Source organism: Streptomyces sp. NPDC001222 (assembly GCF_042896945.1).
GTDB classification, from domain to species: Bacteria; Actinomycetota; Actinomycetes; order Streptomycetales; family Streptomycetaceae; genus Streptomyces; species Streptomyces gibsoniae.
Window position 1 is genome coordinate 1 of record NZ_JBIAXT010000014.1, and the last position, 17,345, is coordinate 17,345.

Genomic DNA, 17,345 nt, shown 5'->3' on the forward strand with positions numbered 1-17,345 from the left:
GGGGCACCGGACGTTCTTCAAACCCGCCCCGCTACGGCCCGCCGTCCCCGGCGGCTTCACCCTGGACGACTTCGCCATCGACACCACCGCCGCCACAGTCACCTGCCCTGCTGGACACACGGTTGCCCTGTCGGACCCCGGCGGACAGCACAACCAGCGCAAGGCGGCCTTCGGGAACCTGTGCACCGGATGCCCCCTGCGTGAGCGGTGCACCAAGGCCAAGGCCGGCCGCATCCTGACCATCCGCCCCCACCACGACCTGCAAGTGGCTGCCCGCCGCCAGGCCGCCACCGACCCGGACTGGCAAGCCGACTACCGGCGCTGGAGACCACCGGTCGAACGAGCCGTCGCCTGGCTCGTCCAGCACGGCAACCGCCGCCTGCGCTACCGCGGAACCATCGCCAACAATGCCTGGCTCCACACCCGAGCCGCCGCCCTCAACCTTCGCCGACTGATCAACCTCGGACTCACCCACACTGGCGGCCGCTGGCAACTCGCCCCGGCCACCGCATAGCGAACAGGGGCTGCCCGGCCTACGGCCGGACAGCCCCTCACCAAGATCTTCATCAGCCCTCTAGAACTTGTTCTTCGGGGTGATCCCCAGCGACAGGCCCGACAGGCCGCGCTGCCGGCCCCCGAGCTTGCCCGCGATCGAGCGCAGGGCCGAACCCGCCGGGGACTCCGGGTCCGTGAGGACCACCGGATTGCCGTCGTCGCCGCCCTCGCGCAGACGGACGTCGATCGGGATGGAGCCGAGCACCGGAACCGTGGCGCCCGTGGTACGGGTGAGGCCGTCGGCGACGAGCTGGCCGCCGCCCGTGCCGAAGACGTCCACCATCTCGCCGCAGTGCGGGCAGGGCAGCCCGGACATGTTCTCGACCACGCCCACGATCTTCTGGTGGGTCTGCACGGCGATGGAGCCCGCCCGCTCCGCCACCTCGGCGGCCGCCTGCTGCGGGGTGGTGACCACCAGGATCTCCGCGTTCGGCACCAGCTGCGCCACCGAGATCGCGATGTCGCCGGTGCCCGGCGGGAGGTCCAGCAGCAGCACGTCGAGGTCGCCCCAGAACACGTCCGCGAGGAACTGCTGGAGCGCGCGGTGCAGCATCGGGCCTCGCCAGACCACCGGCGCGTTGCCCGGGGTGAACATGCCGATCGAGATGACCTTCACGCCGTTCGCCTGGGGCGGCATGATCATGTTCTCGACCTGGGTCGGACGGCCGTCCACACCCAGCATGCGCGGCACGCTGTGGCCGTAGATGTCGGCGTCCACGACACCGACCTTCAGTCCGTCGGCCGCCATCGCCGCCGCCAGGTTGACCGTCACGGAGGACTTGCCGACGCCGCCCTTGCCGGAGGCCACCGCGTACACCCGGGTGAGCGAGCCCGGCTTGGCGAAGGGGACCTCGCGCTCGGCCTGGCCGCCGCGCAGCGCGGTCGCCAGCTCACGGCGCTGCTCGTCGCTCATCACGTCCAGCGTGACGTCGACCCGGGTGACACCGTCCACACGGGAGACCGCGTCGGTGACACGCTGGGTGATCGTGTCGCGCATGGGGCAGCCGGAGACCGTGAGGTACACGGTGACCGCGACCGCTCCGTCCACGCCGATCTCCACCGATTTGACCATCCCCAGTTCGGTGATGGGTCGCTGGATCTCGGGGTCGTTCACCGTCGCCAGTGCCTCGCGCACCGCGTCTTCCGTAGCCATAAGCAGATGGTACGGCGCCCGGGCGGGGCGCCGGAAAGCCCCGTCAGCGGTCGTCTACGTCACGTCCGCCCGCGCGTTCCGCCGGGAATACGCCATGTCCGTCGGGTCGCCTGTACTCCTCCAGGTCCCTCATCAGGTCCTGCAGTTCGGAGCGGATCCAGTCGCGGGTGGCGACCTCGCCGAGACCGGTGCGCAGCGCGGCCACCTCCCGGGTCAGATACTCCGTGTCGGCGATCGACCGCTCGTTCTGCTTGCGGTCCTGTTCGAGGTTGACCCGGTCGCGGTCGGCCTGGCGGTTCTGCGCGAGCAGGATCAGCGGAGCGGCGTAGGAGGCCTGCAGGGACAGCATCAGGGTCAGGAAGATGAACGGGTACGGGTCGAAGCGCAGAAAGTGCGGGGCGCTGATGTTCCAGACCAGCCAGATGGCGATCACGACCGTCATCCAGACGATGAACCGCCCGGTCCCGAGGAAGCGGGCGATCCGCTCCGACATGCGTCCGAAGGCCTCGGGGTCCCACTCCGGCAGCACCCGGGTGCGCCGCGGCTGCGGCTGGTCGAGCCGGAGGCGGGCGCGGGCGGCCGTCGCTCCGGCGGGCGTCTTGTCGCGGTCAGGAGCCATGCGTGGCCCCCTCGTCGCTCAGATCGAACTCCGCCTCGCGCCAGTCCTCGGGCAGCATGTGGTCCAGTACGTCGTCCACGGTCACCACGCCGAGCAGCGCGCCGGACTCGTCGACCACGGGCGCCGCGACCATGTCGTAGGTGGCGAAGAACCCGGCCACGACCGGCAGCGCGGCGTCCGGCGACAGGGACTGCGGATCATCGTCGACGAGGGCGCTGACGAGGGTGTACGGCGGGTCGCGCAGCAGCCGCTGGAAGTGCACGGTGCCCAGGTACTTGCCGGTCGGCGTCTCGTCCGGCGGGCGGCAGACGTACACCTGGGCGGCCAGGGCGGGCGACAGGTCGGGATTGCGCACCCGGGCGAGCGCGTCGGCCACGGTCGCGTCGGGCCGCAGCACGATCGGCTCGGTGGTCATCAGACCGCCCGCGGTCTTCTCCTCGTACGCCATCAGACGGCGCATGTCGGCCGCGTCGTCGGGCTGCATCAGGCTCAGCAGCCGCTCCTTCTCGTCCTCCGGCAGCTCGGCGAGCAGATCGGCGGCGTCGTCCGGGTCCATCGCCTCCAGGACGTCCGCGGCGCGCTCCTTCTGGAGCTTGCCGAGGATCTCGATCTGATCGTCCTCGGGCAGTTGTTCGAGGACATCGGCGAGACGGTCGTCGTCGAGGGCCGCGGCGACCTCGGCGCGGCGCTTGGCGGACAGATGGTGCAGCACATTGGCGAGGTCGGCGGGCCGCAGCTGTTCGAAGGTGGCCAGCAGGCTCTCGGCGCCCTGCCCGTGCTCCTCCAGGGAGAACCCGGTGACGGCGGACCACTCGACCGTGAGCGTCTCGCCCCTGCTGCGCCGGAACGCCCCGCCCTTCCCCCTGCGCACGAAGACCCGGTCGACCTCCCACTCACGGCGGGCCGGCAACTGCTGCACGGAGAGGTCGAGCACGGTGACCTCGTCGTCGGTCTCCACCAGCTTGACGCGCCGGTCGAGCAGATCCCCGAAGACCAGCCGTTCGGTCGGCCGCTGCTCGAAACGGCGCACGTTCATCACGCCGGTGGTGATGACCTGGCCGGACTCGATGCCGGTCACCCGGGTCATGGGCAGGAAGATACGGCGGCGGGTGGTCAGTTCGACGACCAGCCCGAGCAGCCGCGGGGGGCGCCGGCCCACGCGCAGCATGCAGACGAGGTCACGCACGCGGCCCACCTGATCGCCGTTGGGGTCGAAGACGGCGACGTCGGCCAGGTGCGAGACGAAGATGCGAGAGGCGCCAGCCGCCATGCCCGCCGCCTCCTGTTCCTGCCGTTCTGTCCGTTCGGCTGGGCTTCAGGCTAGTCCGTCCCGTTGTCGCACGCCCTGGCGAGAGGTGCGGACGGACTGACTCCGGAAGGCCTCTCGGGCACCGGTACCCTGCGGTAGGCCGATGAGGACTTCCGCATGAGAGGCAGCCCCACCTGTGACCGCAATCCCCCAGGGCCGTACCCGCAGGGCCGCACTGGTGAGCGCGATGTGCGCGCTGGTCGTGACGGGAGCGGGGCTCACGGGATGCAGTGGCGGCGACCCGGACGCGGGGACCAACGGGGTGGGGAAGCTGCCGGCCGACAAGATCCAGAGCCGGACGCGTACGGCGGCCAGGTCCGCGTCGGCGGTGCGGCTGTCGGGGACCGTGGTCAGCAACGGCGCCACGTTCACCCTGGACATGCAGCTCAAGGGCGACGGGGGCACCGGATCGGTCACCTCGAAGAACGGCACGTTCCGACTGCTGCGGGTGGGCAAGCACCTGTTCCTCAAGGCCGACGCCACGTTCTGGAACCACGAGAGCGGCGAGGGGGGCGGCGCGGGCTCGTCGGCCGCCGCGAACAAGCTCGACGGGAAGTACGTCAAGGTGCCGTCCGGTGATCCCGCCTACCAGCGCTTCAGCGGGTTCACCGACAAGGACGTACTGCTCGACGGGCTGCTGACGCTGCACGGCACGCTCGCGACGGACGGCCGCCATGAGCAGAACGGCGTCCGCACGGTCCGTATCACCGGCGACAAGGGCTCCGGCGGCACGCTGGACGTCTCCCTGGAGGGCACCCCCTATCCGCTGCTCCTGGTGCGGGCCGGCAACGCGGGGACGCTGCGCCTGTCGGACTGGGGGAAGGACTTCGCGCTCCAGGAGCCGTCGAAGCAGGAGACGGTGGACTACGGGAAGCAGTTGCCGTCCACCTAGGCCCTGTCGTTTGGATCAGGTCGCAGGAGAGCGGCGGGTCCGGTCGGCGCCGGTGAGCGCCCCCGCCGTCGCGGCGCGATCCAAACGACAGGCCCTGGGGCCCGCCGGCCGGTCAGCGGCGCTTGCGGCGCAGCAGGCGAGGCAGGGCCGCCGGGATCGGACGGCGGGTCACCGCCGGGCTCGGCGGCGGGGGAGCGGCCTGGGAGTCGGACGGCAGCGGAAGCGTCTCACCCCGCGGTTCCAGGCGCAGCACCCGGCACTCACGGCGCCAGCGCTCGGGCATCTGCTCGCCGTCGGGGGAGTTCAGCCGCTTGCCCTTCAGCTCGGCGACCGCGGCCTCCCACTCGGGCGATCCCGGGGCCAGCTCCACCACGCGCGCGGGCCAGGTGACGATCCGGCCGCCCTTGTCCTTGCTGCGGACCGTGACGACCGCCTCGCCCCCGTCGGTCAGGCCGGGCAGCGGCTGCTCGCCGGGGCCGTCGCCCACCACACACGCCGCGCCCTCGTGCCACACGTGCCACAGCGCACGCGCGGGCGTGACCTGGGTGTGCGCGCCGGCGTGCGGCACGGCCTCGACCCAGATCAGCCCGGACTTCTTGGTGGCCTCCTCGACGAGGGCCCTCTCGAGCAGCTCGCTTGTCATGCGCTCAGCCTAGTCGGGCCCTTGGCGGGCGCCGCGCCCTTCAAGGCCTCACAGCCAGCCGTTCCGCTTCAGCGTGCGGTGGATGCCGAGACAGATGGCCACCGTGATGCCCATGATCACGGGGTAGCCGTACTTCCAGTGCAGCTCGGGCATGTGCTTGAAGTTCATGCCGTACACGCCGCACACCATCGTCGGTACGGCGATGATCGCGGCCCAAGCCGTGATCTTGCGCATGTCCTCGTTCTGCGCGACGGACGCCTGCGCCAGGTTGGCCTGGAGGATCGAGTTCAGCAGCTCGTCGAAGCCGAGGACCTGCTCCTGCACCCGGGCGAGGTGATCGGCGACATCACGGAAGTACTTCTGGATGTCGGGGTCGATCAGCCGCATCGGCCGCTCGCTGAGCAGCTGCATGGGCCGCAGCAGCGGAGCCACGGCCCGCTTGAACTCCAGCACCTCACGCTTGAGCTGGTAGATCCGGCTCGCGTCGGTGCCCCGGGGGGCTCCCTTCCGGCCGGCCGAGAACACCTCCGTCTCCACGTCGTCGATGTCCACCTGCACCGCGTCCGCCACCGCGATGTATCCGTCGACGACATGGTCGGCGATCGCGTGCAGCACGGCCGACGGGCCCTTGGCGAGCAGTTCGGGATCGTCCTGCAGCCGGCGCCGCAGCTGCCGCAGCGAGCCCTGTCCGCCGTGCCGGACGGTGATGAAGAACTCCCGCCCGGTGAAGCACATGACCTCGCCGGTCTCGACGACCTCGCTGGTGGCGGTCAGCCGGTCGTGCTCGACGTAGTGGATGGTCTTGAAGACGGTGAAGAGGGAGTCGTCGTAGCGCTCCAGCTTGGGACGCTGGTGCGCCTGCACCGCGTCCTCCACGGCCAGCGGGTGCAGCCCGAACTCGCTTGCGATTCCGGCGAATTCCGCTTCGGTCGGCTCGTGCAGCCCGATCCACACGAAGCCGCCGTCGCGCCGGACCAGTCGCATCGCCTCGTGCGGGGTCAGTGGCGTCGCCGTGTCGATCCGGACCCCGTCGCGGTAGACGGCGCAGTCGACGACGGCGGAGGGCGTCGCGGGGTCCCGCGTGGTGTCGTACGCGCCGGTCTCCTTGCGCGGTGCGGGTCGGGCCGGGCGGACCGCGGCGCGCAGGTCACGGATCATGGACATGGCAGGCTCCTTCGCAACGAGTGACGAAGGCCCAGGCGACGGGTGGAACTGCCCGGAATGGGGACGTCCTGACGATTCGTCTCCGCCGTTTCGGCAGGAGAGGTTTGGCACGTCCGCAAAGCGGGGAGCACCGCACCGTCGCGGTCGTGGGCTTCGCTACAGGCTCAGATCAGACAGATCAGGTGAAACGAAACGAAGTGCTCTTCCGCGGTGCGCGACGGGATTCCGAGCGGGTCCCCCGGGGATCCGCGCGAAAACACGACGCGCAAGTGAGAGGTGGCAGCCGGCCAGAGCAGCTACATCAGCGGTCGGAAGAGCGGGTGGTACTGCACGGTCGACTTCGATCCATGCCAGCCCCACCTCCTCCGGCCGGTCCCCGGTGAGGGACGGTCCATCTCCCCCTGGGGGAGTCTCACGGTGTCGGGACTCGATCGCACCGCTTCTGCAGGCTGCCCGACCACCGGCCAAGAGTATCAGCCGACCGAAGTGTCAAGGTGCCGCTTTGCCTGGTACTGACGAGTTCTATGCTCGCCGCATGGTTGATGTTCTTCCTCTGGTCGAGGCACGGTTGCGCACCGCGCTCGGCGAGCCGGACGCCCGCGCGGCGGTCACCTTCCTCGGCACGGACCGCATCGAGGTACTGCGTTTCCGGGACGACTCCAGGGAGGGCGCCGTCCTGCGCTACGCCACTCTCGGCATGTCCGCCCAGCCGATGACGGACCCCACCGCGGTGCTCGCGGACCCCGTCAAGGGCCCCCGGGTCGAGCTGGTGCTCTCCGTCCGGGGCGGCCTCGCCGACACCGACAAGGTGCTCCGCCCGCTCGCCGTACTGGCCGCGTCCCCGCAGGTCGAGGGCGTGGTGGTGGCGCCCGGCGCCTCGCTGGACGTCGGTGAACCGCTGTGGCCGGGTGCCCCGTTCAGCTCCGTCCTGGTCGCCGAGCCCGGCGGTCTGGTCGAGGACCTGGAGCTGGATGCACCCCTCGACCCCGTACGGTTCCTGCCGCTGCTGCCGATGACCCCGAACGAGGCCGCCTGGAAGCGGGTGCACGGCGCCCAGGCCCTTCAGGAGCGCTGGCTGACGAACGGGACGGACCTGCGGGATCCGTCCCGCAGGTCCGTCCCGCTGGACTGACCCCACCGTGAGCAAGCTCACCCAACCGGTCGCCGGGAACCGCCGGTTGGGCCGGCCGGGCCGGTTGGGCCGGCCGGGTCAGTCGGCGAAGACGCTCACGCTGTCCTGCGCGGTGTGGCGCGGCTCCAGCTCCTCCGCGTCGTGGGCGAGAGCGTTCCGCCGTACGAGGACCACGAGCGCGCCCACCAGGGCGGCGGCCGCCGCCGTCACGAAGGGGAGGTGGATGTCGCTCCACTCCTCGATCTTCGGCGCGAGATAGGGAGCGGCCGCGGCGGCGAACCACCGAACGAAGTTGTAGCCGGCGCTGGCCACCGGGCGCGGAGCGTCCGAGACCCCGAGGGCCAGCTCGGTGTAGACCGTGTTGTTCACGCCGATGAAGGCGCCGGACAGGACGGTGCAGACGACGGCGGTGGTGTGGTCGCCGTAGCCGAGCACGGCGACGTCGGCCGCCAGCAGCACCAGGGAGCCACCGAGCACCTTCAGCGAGCCGAAGCGCTCCTGCATGCGCGGCGCCACGACCACCGAGAAGACGGCGAGCAGCAGGCCCCAGGCGAAGAACACGGCACCCGACTTGTACGGCGTCATGTTCAGCACGAACGGCGTGAAGGCCAGCACGGTGAAGAACGTGTAGTTGTAGAAGAACGCGGAGACCGCCACGGAGGCGAGACCGCCGTGGCCGAGCGCCTTGACCGGGTCGAGCAGTGACGTCTTCCGCGCGGGCCTGGGCTGCTCCTTCAGGAACGCCGTGATGCACAGGAAGCCGATCGCCATCAGGGTGGCGGTGCCGAAGAACGGGTAGCGCCAGCTGATGTTGCCGAGCAGGGCGCCCAGCAGGGGACCGCAGGCCATGCCGAGGCCGAGGGCCGACTCGTAGAGCAGGATCGCCGCGGCGCTGCCGCCGGCCGCCGCGCCGACGATGACGGCGAGGGCCGTGGAGACGAACAGCGCGTTGCCGAGACCCCAGCCGGCCCGGTAGCCGACGAGCTGGGCCACCGAGTGCGAGGTGCCCGCGAGGCCCGCGAAGACCACCACGAAGGCGAGCCCGAGCAGCAGCGTCCTGCGGCCGCCGATCCGGCTGGAGACGAAGCCGGTGATCAGCATCGCGACGGCGGTGATCAGGAAGTACGAGGTGAAGAGCAGCGAGACCTGGCTGGGCGTCGCCCGGAGGCCCTTGGCGATGGACGGCAGGATCGGGTCGACGAGTCCGATGCCCATGAAGGCGACGACGGACGCGCCCGCGGTCGCCCACACGGCCTTCGGCTGGCGCAGGATGCCGCCGGCCCCCGCGTCGAACGGATCCGCCCCGCCCGCCGTGCCGGCGGCCGCCCCTGTACTGCTGTTCATGAGTGTCCTCGCAGTCCTCGGTGATGGTCGGCCCGCCGGTCGGCTCGGTGTCGGCCCAATCGGCGGGCGTAATAGTTGGCTTATACACACATTAAGTTAGGGTGGCTAATAAATGCAACCCACATCTACTTCGGTTCGGTGGAGGCGACGTGCGGGCACACGCCGGACGGGTGATCGTCCTTGACGCGGCGCGGGACGGGGAGGACCGTGGGGCCCTATGAGGGGCGAACCCAGTTGCCCGAAGTGTGGTGGCCGGGTCAGGGCTCCCGGACTCTTCGCCGATTCCTGGCAGTGCGATGTGCACGGGCACGTGCATCCGCTGCAGCCCGTGATCCCGCCCAGCGTCGAGGCCCTCAGCGTCGTGGTGCACCGTGCCCGGGTGCCGGTGTGGATGCCGTGGCCGCTGCCGGTGGGCTGGCTGTTCACGGGCGTGGGCTACGCCGGTGACGACCGCAGCGGCGGCCGTGCCACCGCCGTGGCGTGCTCGGGTCCCGGGCCGCTCGGCGGAGTGGGCGAGCTGATCCTCGTCGCCGAGGAACTGGGTGTGGGTCTCGGCGCGCGCTACGCGGGTGTCGACGGCCCGGACCCCGGCCCCTATCTGAACGTCGAGAAGCCGCCCCAGGTCAAGGTGCTGGCCGCCGGACGCCCCACCCCGCTGTGGCATGTCACCGGCACCCCCGACGACCGGGCGGTCTTCGCGGGCGAGGCGCGCGGCCTGTGGCTGTGGGCGGTCGTCTGGCCCGAGCAGACGGGCATGCTGATGTACGACGAACTGGTGCTGACCGATCTCCGCGACGCGGGGGCCGAGGTGGACCTGCTGCCGATCGGAGCGCTGTCGCCGCGCCTGCTCGAACCGTGACGACCGGGTGATGCCCGTAGGGGGCGCCGGCCGGTTGCGGGTGTGACGGGAATGCCGAAAATCCCGTTATCCTTGAGCGTCCCCTTCCGTCCCGTCACCGCCTGGAGTCCGTGTCGTGCGCATCGATCTGCACACCCACTCCACCGCGTCCGACGGCACGGACACCCCGGCCGAGCTGGTGCTGCGCGCCGCCGCCGAGGGGCTCGACGTCATCGCGCTCACCGACCACGACACCACCCGCGGCCACGCGGAGGCGCTCGAGGTGCTGCCCGAGGGCCTGACCCTCGTCACCGGCGCCGAACTCTCCTGCCGGTGGAACGGCATCAGCATGCACATGCTGGCCTACCTCTTCGATCCCGAGGAGCCCCGCCTGCTCGCCGAGCGCGAACTGGTCCGGGACGACCGGGTCCCGCGGGCCCACGCCATGATCGCCAAGCTCCGGGAGCTGGGTGTGCCGATCACCTGGGAGCAGGTGGCCCGGATCGCCGGCGACGGCTCGGTCGGACGTCCGCACCTCGCCTCCGCACTGGTCGAGCTGGGTGTCGTGGACAGCGTCTCGGGCGCGTTCACGGCCGAGTGGCTGGCCGACGGCGGACGTGCGTACGTGGAGAAGCACGAGACGGATCCCTTCGAGGCGATTCGGCTGGTCAAGGCCGCGGGCGGGGTCACCGTCTTCGCGCATCCGGCCGCCTCGAAGCGGGGGCGGACCGTGCCGGAGTCCGCCATCGCCGATCTCGCCGCCGCCGGGCTCGACGGCATCGAGGTCGACCACATGGACCACGACCCGGCGACCCGGGCGCGGCTGCGCGGCCTCGCGCAGGAGCTGGGACTCCTCGCCACTGGCTCCTCCGACTACCACGGCAGCCGCAAGACGTGTGTCCTCGGTGAGTACACCACCGACCCCGAGGTGTACGGGGAGATCACCCGCCGGGCCACCGGGGCGTTCCCGGTGCCGGGGACCGGTGGACGCCGTGGCGTCCAGCCCTCCCGCAGCCCCCTGTAGCCCTCCGCGGTTCCTTCCACCCCTCTGTCCCGGGGGCCCCCGGCCGTCCGCCGCCGTGCCCCGCCCCGCCGCGCCCTCGGCGCGGTGACCGCCCAAAGCGGCCGTGGCCCGTCCGCCACGCGTCCGCTCCGTATCTCTGCGCAAGGCCCCCATGTTCGACGTCGCCGTCTTCGGTTCCCTCTTCCTCACCCTCTTCGTGATCATGGATCCCCCCGGGATCACCCCGATCTTCCTCGCGCTCACCGCCGGCCGTCCGGCCAAGGTGCAGAGGCGGATGGCGTTCCAGGCCGTGTGCGTGGCCGGCGGCGTCATCGCCGTCTTCGGCGTGCTCGGCCATCAGATCCTGAACTACCTCCATGTCTCCGTCCCCGCGCTGATGATCGCGGGCGGACTGCTCCTGCTGCTCATCGCCCTCGATCTGCTCACCGGCAAGACGGACGAGCCCAAGCAGACCAAGGACGTCAATGTCGCCCTCGTGCCGCTCGGTATGCCGCTGCTCGCCGGTCCGGGCGCGATCGTCTCGGTGATCCTGGCGGTCCAGAAGGCCGACAGTGTGGGCACCCAGGTTTCCGTGTGGACGGCGATCCTGGCGATCCATGTCGTGCTGTGGCTGGTGATGCGCTATTCGCTGCTGATCATCCGGGTGATCAAGGACGGCGGTGTGGTCCTGGTGACGCGGCTCGCGGGCATGATGCTCTCCGCGATCGCCGTGCAGCAGATCATCAACGGGATCACCCAGGTCGTCCGCGCGAGCTGAGCGACCGGGCGGCACCCGGGAACGCGCGAAGCCCCGCACGGACGTTCCGTACGGGGCTTCGAAGTCTGACCGTGGTGATGCGGCTTGTGAAGCGTGCTTACGAGGCGGTCGGGTCGGCCGGGCGGATCCAGAGTCGCTGCCCGATGGCGGCGGCTTGCTGAACGATCTGCTTGACGGAGGCGGCGTCCACGACGGTGGTGTCCACGGTCGTACCGTCGACGTCGTCGAGTCGCATGATTTCGAAGCGCATAGGGCTTCTCCCTTCGTCTGGTCATCCTCCTGAGGAGAACTACTGGCGTGCGGAGCGCGGGGCGTCGTTGCCCACGTCCTCTGTAGTCAACGGGATGCTTGTTACAAACATTCCCTACGCTAAGGAAATTTTTCGAGTCCCTAATTACTGACCGGTAGGTCGGTGGAAAGACGCAGGTCGCGGCAGTGAACTTGAGTTCTTGGGGCACCGATCGGGACCGGTTGTGTTCGCAGCGTGACCGCCAGGACAATGGAGGCATATGAACGACGACCTGGCGGCGCTCGGCGCCCGTATCGACCGCACCAACGAGCTGCTCCAGCGCATGCTCGCCGAGGTGGCGAAGACCCCCTCGACTCATGCGATCTTCGTCGACGCCGGCTATCTGTACGCGGCAGCGGGACGGCTCGTCGCCGGGACCGAGGACCGCCGGGCCTTCGACCTCGACGCCGAAGGGATGATCGAGGCCCTCATCGACAAGGCCCGCTCGATCTTCGCGGACAGCCGGTTGCTGCGCGTGTACTGGTACGACGGCGCGCGACGCCGTATCCACACGGCGGAGCAGCAGTCCATCGCCGAGCTCCCCGACGTCAAGGTGCGCCTCGGCAACCTCAACGCCAACAACCAGCAGAAGGGCGTCGACTCCCTGATCCGGACCGACCTGGAGTCACTGGCCCGGCACCGCGCCATCAGCGACGCGGCCCTCATCGGCGGCGACGAGGACCTGGTGTCGGCGGTCGAGGCGGCGCAGGGCTACGGGGCGCGGGTGCATCTGTGGGGGATCGAGGCCCCCGAGGGCCGCAACCAGGCGGAGCCGCTGCTGTGGGAGGTCGACAGCCAGCGCACCCTCGAACTCGAATTCTTCAAGCCGTACGTGACCCGGCGGACGGCCGCGGCCTACGAGGCGTCCTCCGCGGCCCGCCCCACGCGTGAGGACGTCCGCTTCGTGGGCGCGCAGATCGCCACGAAGTGGCTCGCGGCGCGGGGCCGGGAGTCGCTGGCGGACCTGCTGCCCGGCCACCCGTATCTGCCCGGCTCCGTCGACCAGGACCTGCTGGTGGAGGCGGAGGGCCTGCTGCAGTACTCCCTGCGCGGCCAGTCGGACCTGCGGCGCTCGCTGCGGGACGGCTTCTGGGAGTACCTGCAGGGGCAGTACTGACCTACGGCCCCCGGGAGCGTCCGGGGGCGGGAGCCGGCGGCCTGGGGCGCCGGTCGACGGGCGGAACCCGCCCGTTATGCGTGCCGGTCCCAGAAGGCCGCGAGGGCCTCGGCCGTCGGTTCGGGCCGGTCCGTGTTGGGGGAGTGCTCCGCGTGCGGCACCACCGTGCGACGGGCGCCCAGCCGGGCCGCCATGTCGTCCAGCAGAGGGATCGGCCAGGTGTCGTCGCGGTCGCCGGACAGTACGTGCACGGGCAGGCCGACGGCGGCCAGCTCGGCCACACGGTCGGGCTCCTCGCACAGCTGCCGGCCCGTCGCCAGGAGCTGGGCGGGACTGTTGGCGAGCCAGCGGCGGCGCAGGTCCTCCCCGTCGGCGAGTCCCTCGTCGATGTCGGAGGCGTCGGCCTCCCCAGGGGGGTCCATGGCCTGGATGGCATCCCAGACCTGGGCCATGTCCAGGAGGGTGAGGGCCTCCCGCAGCTGCTTCACCCTCAGCTGCTGGGGGACGGAGATCTCGGCGGGGCCGGAGGCCATGAGGGTGAGCGAGACGAACGGGGAGGCGTCCAGGAGGACGGCGGCCCTGGCGATCTGACCGCCGAGGGAGTGTCCGAGGAGATGCACCGGCGCACCGAGGGCGTGCGCCTGCGCGAGCACGTCCCGCGCCAGCTCGCTCTGCGCGTACGGCCCCTCGTCGTCCCGGGGCCCGGGGGACTCGAACTGGCCCCGCCCGTCGACGGCGACCGTCCGATACCCGGCCGCCGCGAGCAGGGGCTGCACGACGATGAAGTCCTCCTTGCTCCCGGTGAAGCCGGGGAGCAGCAGGGCGGTCCCCTTCACCCGCGAGGTCGCCGCGTCCGCCATGAGCACGGCGAACTCGCCGCGCTCCGTGGCGAGCCGATGGGCCCGGACACCGGGGGGCGGGACAAAGCTGGGGGGACGGCTCATGGGGGGAGGTTACCGGGCGGTCGGGGGACGGCGGAGGCGGGGGCGGGAGACGTCCGGGTGTACGGGGGGTGAGCACGCCGATGGCCCGCCCCCCTGAGTGGGGACGGGCCATCGGCGTCTCAGCTGTCCGGCTGACTCAGCCCTCGGCGGACTGTGCGGCCTTGCGCGTACGGCGGCGCGGCTTGGCCTCCGCGTCGTCCGCCTGCGCCGGGATCTCCGCCTCCACGGCTGCCGCCGCCTTGCGGGTGCGGCGCCGCGGCTTGGCCTCGGCCTCCTCGGCCGCCTGCGCGGGGATCGCGGCCTCGGCCTCGGCGGTCTTGCGGGTGCGGCGGCGCGGCTTGGTCTCCGCGGCCTCGGCGGTGTCCACGGCGACCGTCTCGGGAGCCGCTTCGGTCGCCTTGCGGGTGCGCCGGCGCGGCGCGGCCTCCACGGCCTCCGCGGTCTCCACAGCCTCCGTGGCCTCCGCGGGGGCCGCTTCCGCGGTCTTGCGGGTGCGGCGGCGCGGCTTGGTCTCCGCGGCCTCGGCGGTGTCCACGGCGACCCTCTCGGGAGCCGCTTCGGTCGCCTTGCGGGTGCGCCGGCGCGGCGTGGCCACCACGGCCTCCGCGGTGTCCACAGCGGCCTCCGCGGTGGCGGGAGTGGTCTCCGTGGCCTCGGCGGGGGCGGCCGGAGCCGTCTCCGCGGCCTTGCGGGTGCGGCGGCGACGCGGCTTCACCGGCTCGGCGGTGTCCACCACGGCCTCGGCCGCCTCCGGCACGACCGTCGGCTCCACCGTCTCCGTCACCGCGACGGTCTGCTCCGGCGTCGCTCCGCCACGCGTGCGGCGACGGCGGCGCGGGGTGCGCGGCTCCACGGCCTCGGCCGTGTCGTCCGGGATGCTCGTGACCTCCGGCGCGCCCGTGGCGGCCGACGGGTCCAGCGGCGCTCCGCCCCGCGTACGACGGCGGCGGCGCGGCGTACGCGCCGGACGCTCGCGCTCCGCGGGCGCGGGGCTCGAGGCACGGCGGCCGCGCGGCCCACGGCCGCCCGTCTCACCGAGGTCCTCCAGCTCCTCCGCCGCGAGCCCGGCGCGGGTGCGCTCCGAGCGCGGCAGCACACCCTTGGTGCCCTCGGGGATGCCGAGGTCGGTGAAGAAGTGCGGGGAGGTGGAGTACGTCTCCACGGGGTCGTGGAAGTTCAGCTCCAGCGCCTTGTTGATCAGCTGCCAGCGCGGGATGTCGTCCCAGTCGACAAACGTGATCGCCGTACCCGACGCGCCCGCGCGGCCCGTACGGCCGATGCGGTGCAGATAGGTCTTCTCGTCCTCGGGGGACTGGTAGTTGACGACGTGCGTGACGCCCTCGACGTCGATGCCGCGCGCGGCCACGTCGGTGCAGACGAGCACGTCCACCTTGCCGTTGCGGAACGCCCGCAGCGCCTGCTCGCGCGCGCCCTGGCCCAGGTCGCCGTGGACCGCGCCGGACGCGAAACCGCGTCGCTGGAGCTGCTCGGCGATGTCGGCCGCCGTCCGCTTGGTACGGCAGAAGATCATCGCCAGCCCGCGGCCGTCGGCCTGCAGTATGCGCGCGATCATCTCCGGCTTGTCCATGGAGTGCGCGCGGTAGACGAACTGCGCGATGTTCGCGACGGTCGCGCCCTCGTCGTCCGGCGCCGTGGCACGGATGTGCGTCGGCTGGGACATGTAACGGCGGGCGAGACCGATGACCGCGCCCGGCATGGTGGCCGAGAACAGCATGGTCTGGCGCTTCGCCGGCAGCATGTTGATGATCTTCTCGACGTCGGGCAGGAAGCCCAGGTCGAGCATCTCGTCGGCCTCGTCGAGCACCAGGCACTTGACGTGCTTCAGGTTCAGCTTCTTCTGGCCGGCCAGGTCCAGCAGCCGGCCCGGGGTGCCGACGACCACGTCGACGCCCTGCTTCAGGGCCTCCACCTGGGGCTCGTACGCCCGGCCGCCGTAGATCGCCGTGACCCGCACATTGCGCGCCTTGCCCGCGGTGAGCAGGTCGTTGGTGACCTGCGTGCACAGCTCACGGGTGGGGACGACGACGAGCGCCTGGGGGGCGTCGGTGAGGGCCTCGGGCTTCGCGCGACCCGCCTCGACGTCCACGGGGACGGTCACGCGCTCCAGGAGGGGGAGGCCGAAGCCGAGGGTCTTGCCGGTGCCGGTCTTCGCCTGGCCGATGACGTCCGTGCCCGAGAGGGCTACGGGAAGCGTCATCTCCTGGATGGGGAAGGGATGGATGATGCCGACGGCTTCCAGGGCCTCGGCCGTCTCGGGAAGGATTCCGAGTTCTCGAAAAGTCGTAGTCAGGGTGCTGCCTCTTCTGTGTGTGCGGTGCGAGGCGAGCGCGGGGGTCGTGACCGTGCCGGATGACGTCGGCCGCTTGGGGGGACGGGCCTGTGGCAGGGGACCACGCCGACGCTCCAGCGCTCGTACCGCTGAGGGTCCCTCCGGATGCCGTACGCACGCTGTCGTACGGGCGAGGAGAGCTGTCGGGTCGGAGCCGATCGGGCCACCGACCGGGCATCCTCATACATGCGGCCCGTCGAGATACGTCAACGTACTCAGCAGGCGCATTACCACCATACCCCGGAATCCCGCACATGCGATGGCCGATTCGGTCACGTAGTCGTCGTCACACTGATTGACCAGGGCCTTCCGAGGGGCGATGAGCGGGCTATTGTGCGCTTCATGACGACGCCTGACAACGCCGCAGAGGTATCCGCCGAACCCACCGGAGTCGCCGCCCAGGACTGGGCGACCGCCTCTGTCGACCCCCACTACCGCGCCGCGGTGGTGGACCTGCTCGGCGCCCTGGCGTACGGGGAGCTGGCGGCGTTCGAGCGACTCGCGGAGGACGCGAAGCTCGCGCCCACCCTCGCGGACAAGGCGGAGCTGGCCAAGATGGCGTCCGCCGAGTTCCACCACTTCGAGCAGATCCGTGACCGGCTGACCGGGATCGGCGTCGGGCCCACCGAGGCGATGGAGCCGTTCGTCGCGGCGTACGACAGCTTCCACAAGCAGACGGCGCCCTCGGACTGGCTGGAGGGGCTCGTCAAGGCGTACGTGGGCGACTCGATCGCCAGCGACTTCTACCGCGAGGTCGCGGCGCGGCTCGACGTCGACACGCGTGCGCTCGTGCTCGCCGTGCTGGACGACACCGGGCATGCGAGCTTCGCCGTCGAGAAGGTGCGCGCCGCGATCGACGCCGACCCGAGGGTGGGCGGCCGGCTCGCGCTGTGGGCCCGGCGGCTCATGGGCGAGGCCCTGTCGCAGTCCCAGCGCGTGGTCGCGGAGCGGGACGCCCTGTCGACCATGCTGGTCGGCGGTGTCGCGGACGGTTTCGACCTCGCCGAGGTCGGCCGGATGTTCTCGCGCATCACCGAGGCGCACACCAAGCGGATGGCGGCCCTGGGCCTGGCGGCCTGACGGCGGCCTGCCCCTGGCGCGCCCGGCGCGGACACCCATGGGGCGGTCACGGTGACGATCACCCGATCACCGGACCGCCCGAGCGTGTCGCCGGAGGCGGAGCCGAGGGTGGAGTCTGAGCCGGATCCTGAGCCG

The 17,345-nt window shown here is 71.3% G+C and carries 17 protein-coding genes; 8 read left to right on the forward strand and 9 right to left on the reverse strand.

Annotation, left to right across the window (positions count from 1 at the left end; all coding sequences use genetic code 11):
• Positions 1-514 (forward strand): transposase (locus tag ACFY2Z_RS20135; protein ID WP_390745469.1); only part of this gene is annotated, 514 nt, incomplete at its 5' end.
• Positions 515-574: 60 nt separating this feature from the next.
• On the opposite strand, the gene ACFY2Z_RS20140 is transcribed toward ACFY2Z_RS20135, so the two are convergent.
• The 3 genes from ACFY2Z_RS20140 to ACFY2Z_RS20150 are packed head-to-tail and all read right to left on the reverse strand — an operon-like array spanning position 575 to position 3,597.
• Positions 575-1,708, reverse strand: a complete 1,134-nt coding sequence (locus ACFY2Z_RS20140; RefSeq protein WP_390745470.1) for an Mrp/NBP35 family ATP-binding protein — start codon at positions 1,706-1,708, stop codon at positions 575-577.
• A 43-nt stretch (positions 1,709-1,751) separates the two neighbouring features.
• Positions 1,752-2,327: a DUF1003 domain-containing protein gene (locus ACFY2Z_RS20145; RefSeq protein WP_390745471.1), complete on the reverse strand. Its 576-nt coding sequence runs from the start codon at positions 2,325-2,327 to the stop codon at positions 1,752-1,754.
• Positions 2,317-3,597, reverse strand: a complete 1,281-nt coding sequence (locus ACFY2Z_RS20150) for a magnesium transporter MgtE N-terminal domain-containing protein (protein WP_390745472.1) — start codon at positions 3,595-3,597, stop codon at positions 2,317-2,319. The genes ACFY2Z_RS20145 and ACFY2Z_RS20150 overlap by 11 nt, the downstream gene beginning before the upstream one ends.
• Before the next feature lie 175 nt (positions 3,598-3,772).
• Between ACFY2Z_RS20150 and ACFY2Z_RS20155 the strand changes: the two genes are divergently transcribed.
• Positions 3,773-4,528 carry a hypothetical protein gene (locus ACFY2Z_RS20155; RefSeq protein WP_390745473.1) on the forward strand — a complete coding sequence of 252 codons (756 nt, stop codon included), beginning with the start codon at positions 3,773-3,775 and terminating at the stop codon, positions 4,526-4,528.
• A gap of 112 nt (positions 4,529-4,640) precedes the next feature.
• Here ACFY2Z_RS20155 and ACFY2Z_RS20160 read toward each other — a convergent pair whose 3' ends face one another.
• The gene (locus tag ACFY2Z_RS20160; RefSeq protein WP_390745474.1) at positions 4,641-5,171 is read right to left on the reverse strand and encodes a hypothetical protein; all 531 of its coding nucleotides are present in this window, start codon (positions 5,169-5,171) and stop codon (positions 4,641-4,643) included.
• A gap of 48 nt (positions 5,172-5,219) precedes the next feature.
• Positions 5,220-6,335, reverse strand: coding sequence for a magnesium and cobalt transport protein CorA (locus ACFY2Z_RS20165; protein WP_390745475.1), 1,116 nt, complete (start codon positions 6,333-6,335; stop codon positions 5,220-5,222).
• 535 nt (positions 6,336-6,870) lie between these two features.
• Here ACFY2Z_RS20165 and ACFY2Z_RS20170 point away from each other — a divergent pair.
• Complete coding sequence (locus ACFY2Z_RS20170; RefSeq protein WP_390745476.1) at positions 6,871-7,467, forward strand: suppressor of fused domain protein; 597 nt, start codon at positions 6,871-6,873, stop codon at positions 7,465-7,467.
• A 78-nt stretch (positions 7,468-7,545) separates the two neighbouring features.
• Here ACFY2Z_RS20170 and ACFY2Z_RS20175 read toward each other — a convergent pair whose 3' ends face one another.
• The gene (locus tag ACFY2Z_RS20175) at positions 7,546-8,811 is read right to left on the reverse strand and encodes an MFS transporter (protein WP_390745477.1); all 1,266 of its coding nucleotides are present in this window, start codon (positions 8,809-8,811) and stop codon (positions 7,546-7,548) included.
• A 217-nt stretch (positions 8,812-9,028) separates the two neighbouring features.
• Here ACFY2Z_RS20175 and ACFY2Z_RS20180 point away from each other — a divergent pair, with 217 nt between their 5' ends.
• From ACFY2Z_RS20180 to ACFY2Z_RS20190, 3 genes are all read left to right on the forward strand, one after another.
• Positions 9,029-9,670 (forward strand): DUF6758 family protein, encoded by a 642-nt coding sequence (locus ACFY2Z_RS20180; RefSeq protein ID WP_390745478.1) that lies wholly within the window; start codon positions 9,029-9,031, stop codon positions 9,668-9,670.
• Between the two features lie 115 nt (positions 9,671-9,785).
• On the forward strand, positions 9,786-10,673 hold the full coding sequence (locus ACFY2Z_RS20185; protein ID WP_390745479.1) for a PHP domain-containing protein: 888 nt from the start codon (positions 9,786-9,788) through the stop codon (positions 10,671-10,673).
• 151 nt (positions 10,674-10,824) lie between these two features.
• Positions 10,825-11,430 (forward strand): MarC family protein, encoded by a 606-nt coding sequence (locus ACFY2Z_RS20190; protein ID WP_390745480.1) that lies wholly within the window; start codon positions 10,825-10,827, stop codon positions 11,428-11,430.
• A 97-nt stretch (positions 11,431-11,527) separates the two neighbouring features.
• On the opposite strand, the gene ACFY2Z_RS20195 is transcribed toward ACFY2Z_RS20190, so the two are convergent.
• Entirely contained in the window at positions 11,528-11,680 is a 153-nt protein-coding gene (locus tag ACFY2Z_RS20195; RefSeq protein WP_390745481.1) for a hypothetical protein, read from the reverse strand.
• A 259-nt stretch (positions 11,681-11,939) separates the two neighbouring features.
• On the opposite strand from ACFY2Z_RS20195, the gene ACFY2Z_RS20200 reads away from it, so the two are divergent.
• A complete protein-coding gene (locus ACFY2Z_RS20200; protein WP_390745482.1) occupies positions 11,940-12,836 on the forward strand; it encodes an NYN domain-containing protein in 897 nt (298 codons plus the stop codon).
• 74 nt (positions 12,837-12,910) lie between these two features.
• Here ACFY2Z_RS20200 and ACFY2Z_RS20205 read toward each other — a convergent pair whose 3' ends face one another.
• Together ACFY2Z_RS20205 and ACFY2Z_RS20210 are read right to left on the reverse strand one after the other, a co-directional pair.
• Entirely contained in the window at positions 12,911-13,780 is an 870-nt protein-coding gene (locus ACFY2Z_RS20205) for an alpha/beta fold hydrolase (RefSeq protein WP_390745483.1), read from the reverse strand.
• Positions 13,781-13,916: 136 nt separating this feature from the next.
• Positions 13,917-15,998, reverse strand: a complete 2,082-nt coding sequence (locus ACFY2Z_RS20210; protein WP_390745484.1) for a DEAD/DEAH box helicase — start codon at positions 15,996-15,998, stop codon at positions 13,917-13,919.
• A gap of 474 nt (positions 15,999-16,472) precedes the next feature.
• Here ACFY2Z_RS20210 and ACFY2Z_RS20215 point away from each other — a divergent pair, with 474 nt between their 5' ends.
• Positions 16,473-17,210, forward strand: a complete 738-nt coding sequence (locus tag ACFY2Z_RS20215) for a ferritin-like fold-containing protein (RefSeq protein WP_311693020.1) — start codon at positions 16,473-16,475, stop codon at positions 17,208-17,210.
• The last annotated feature ends 135 nt before the right edge of the window (positions 17,211-17,345 follow it).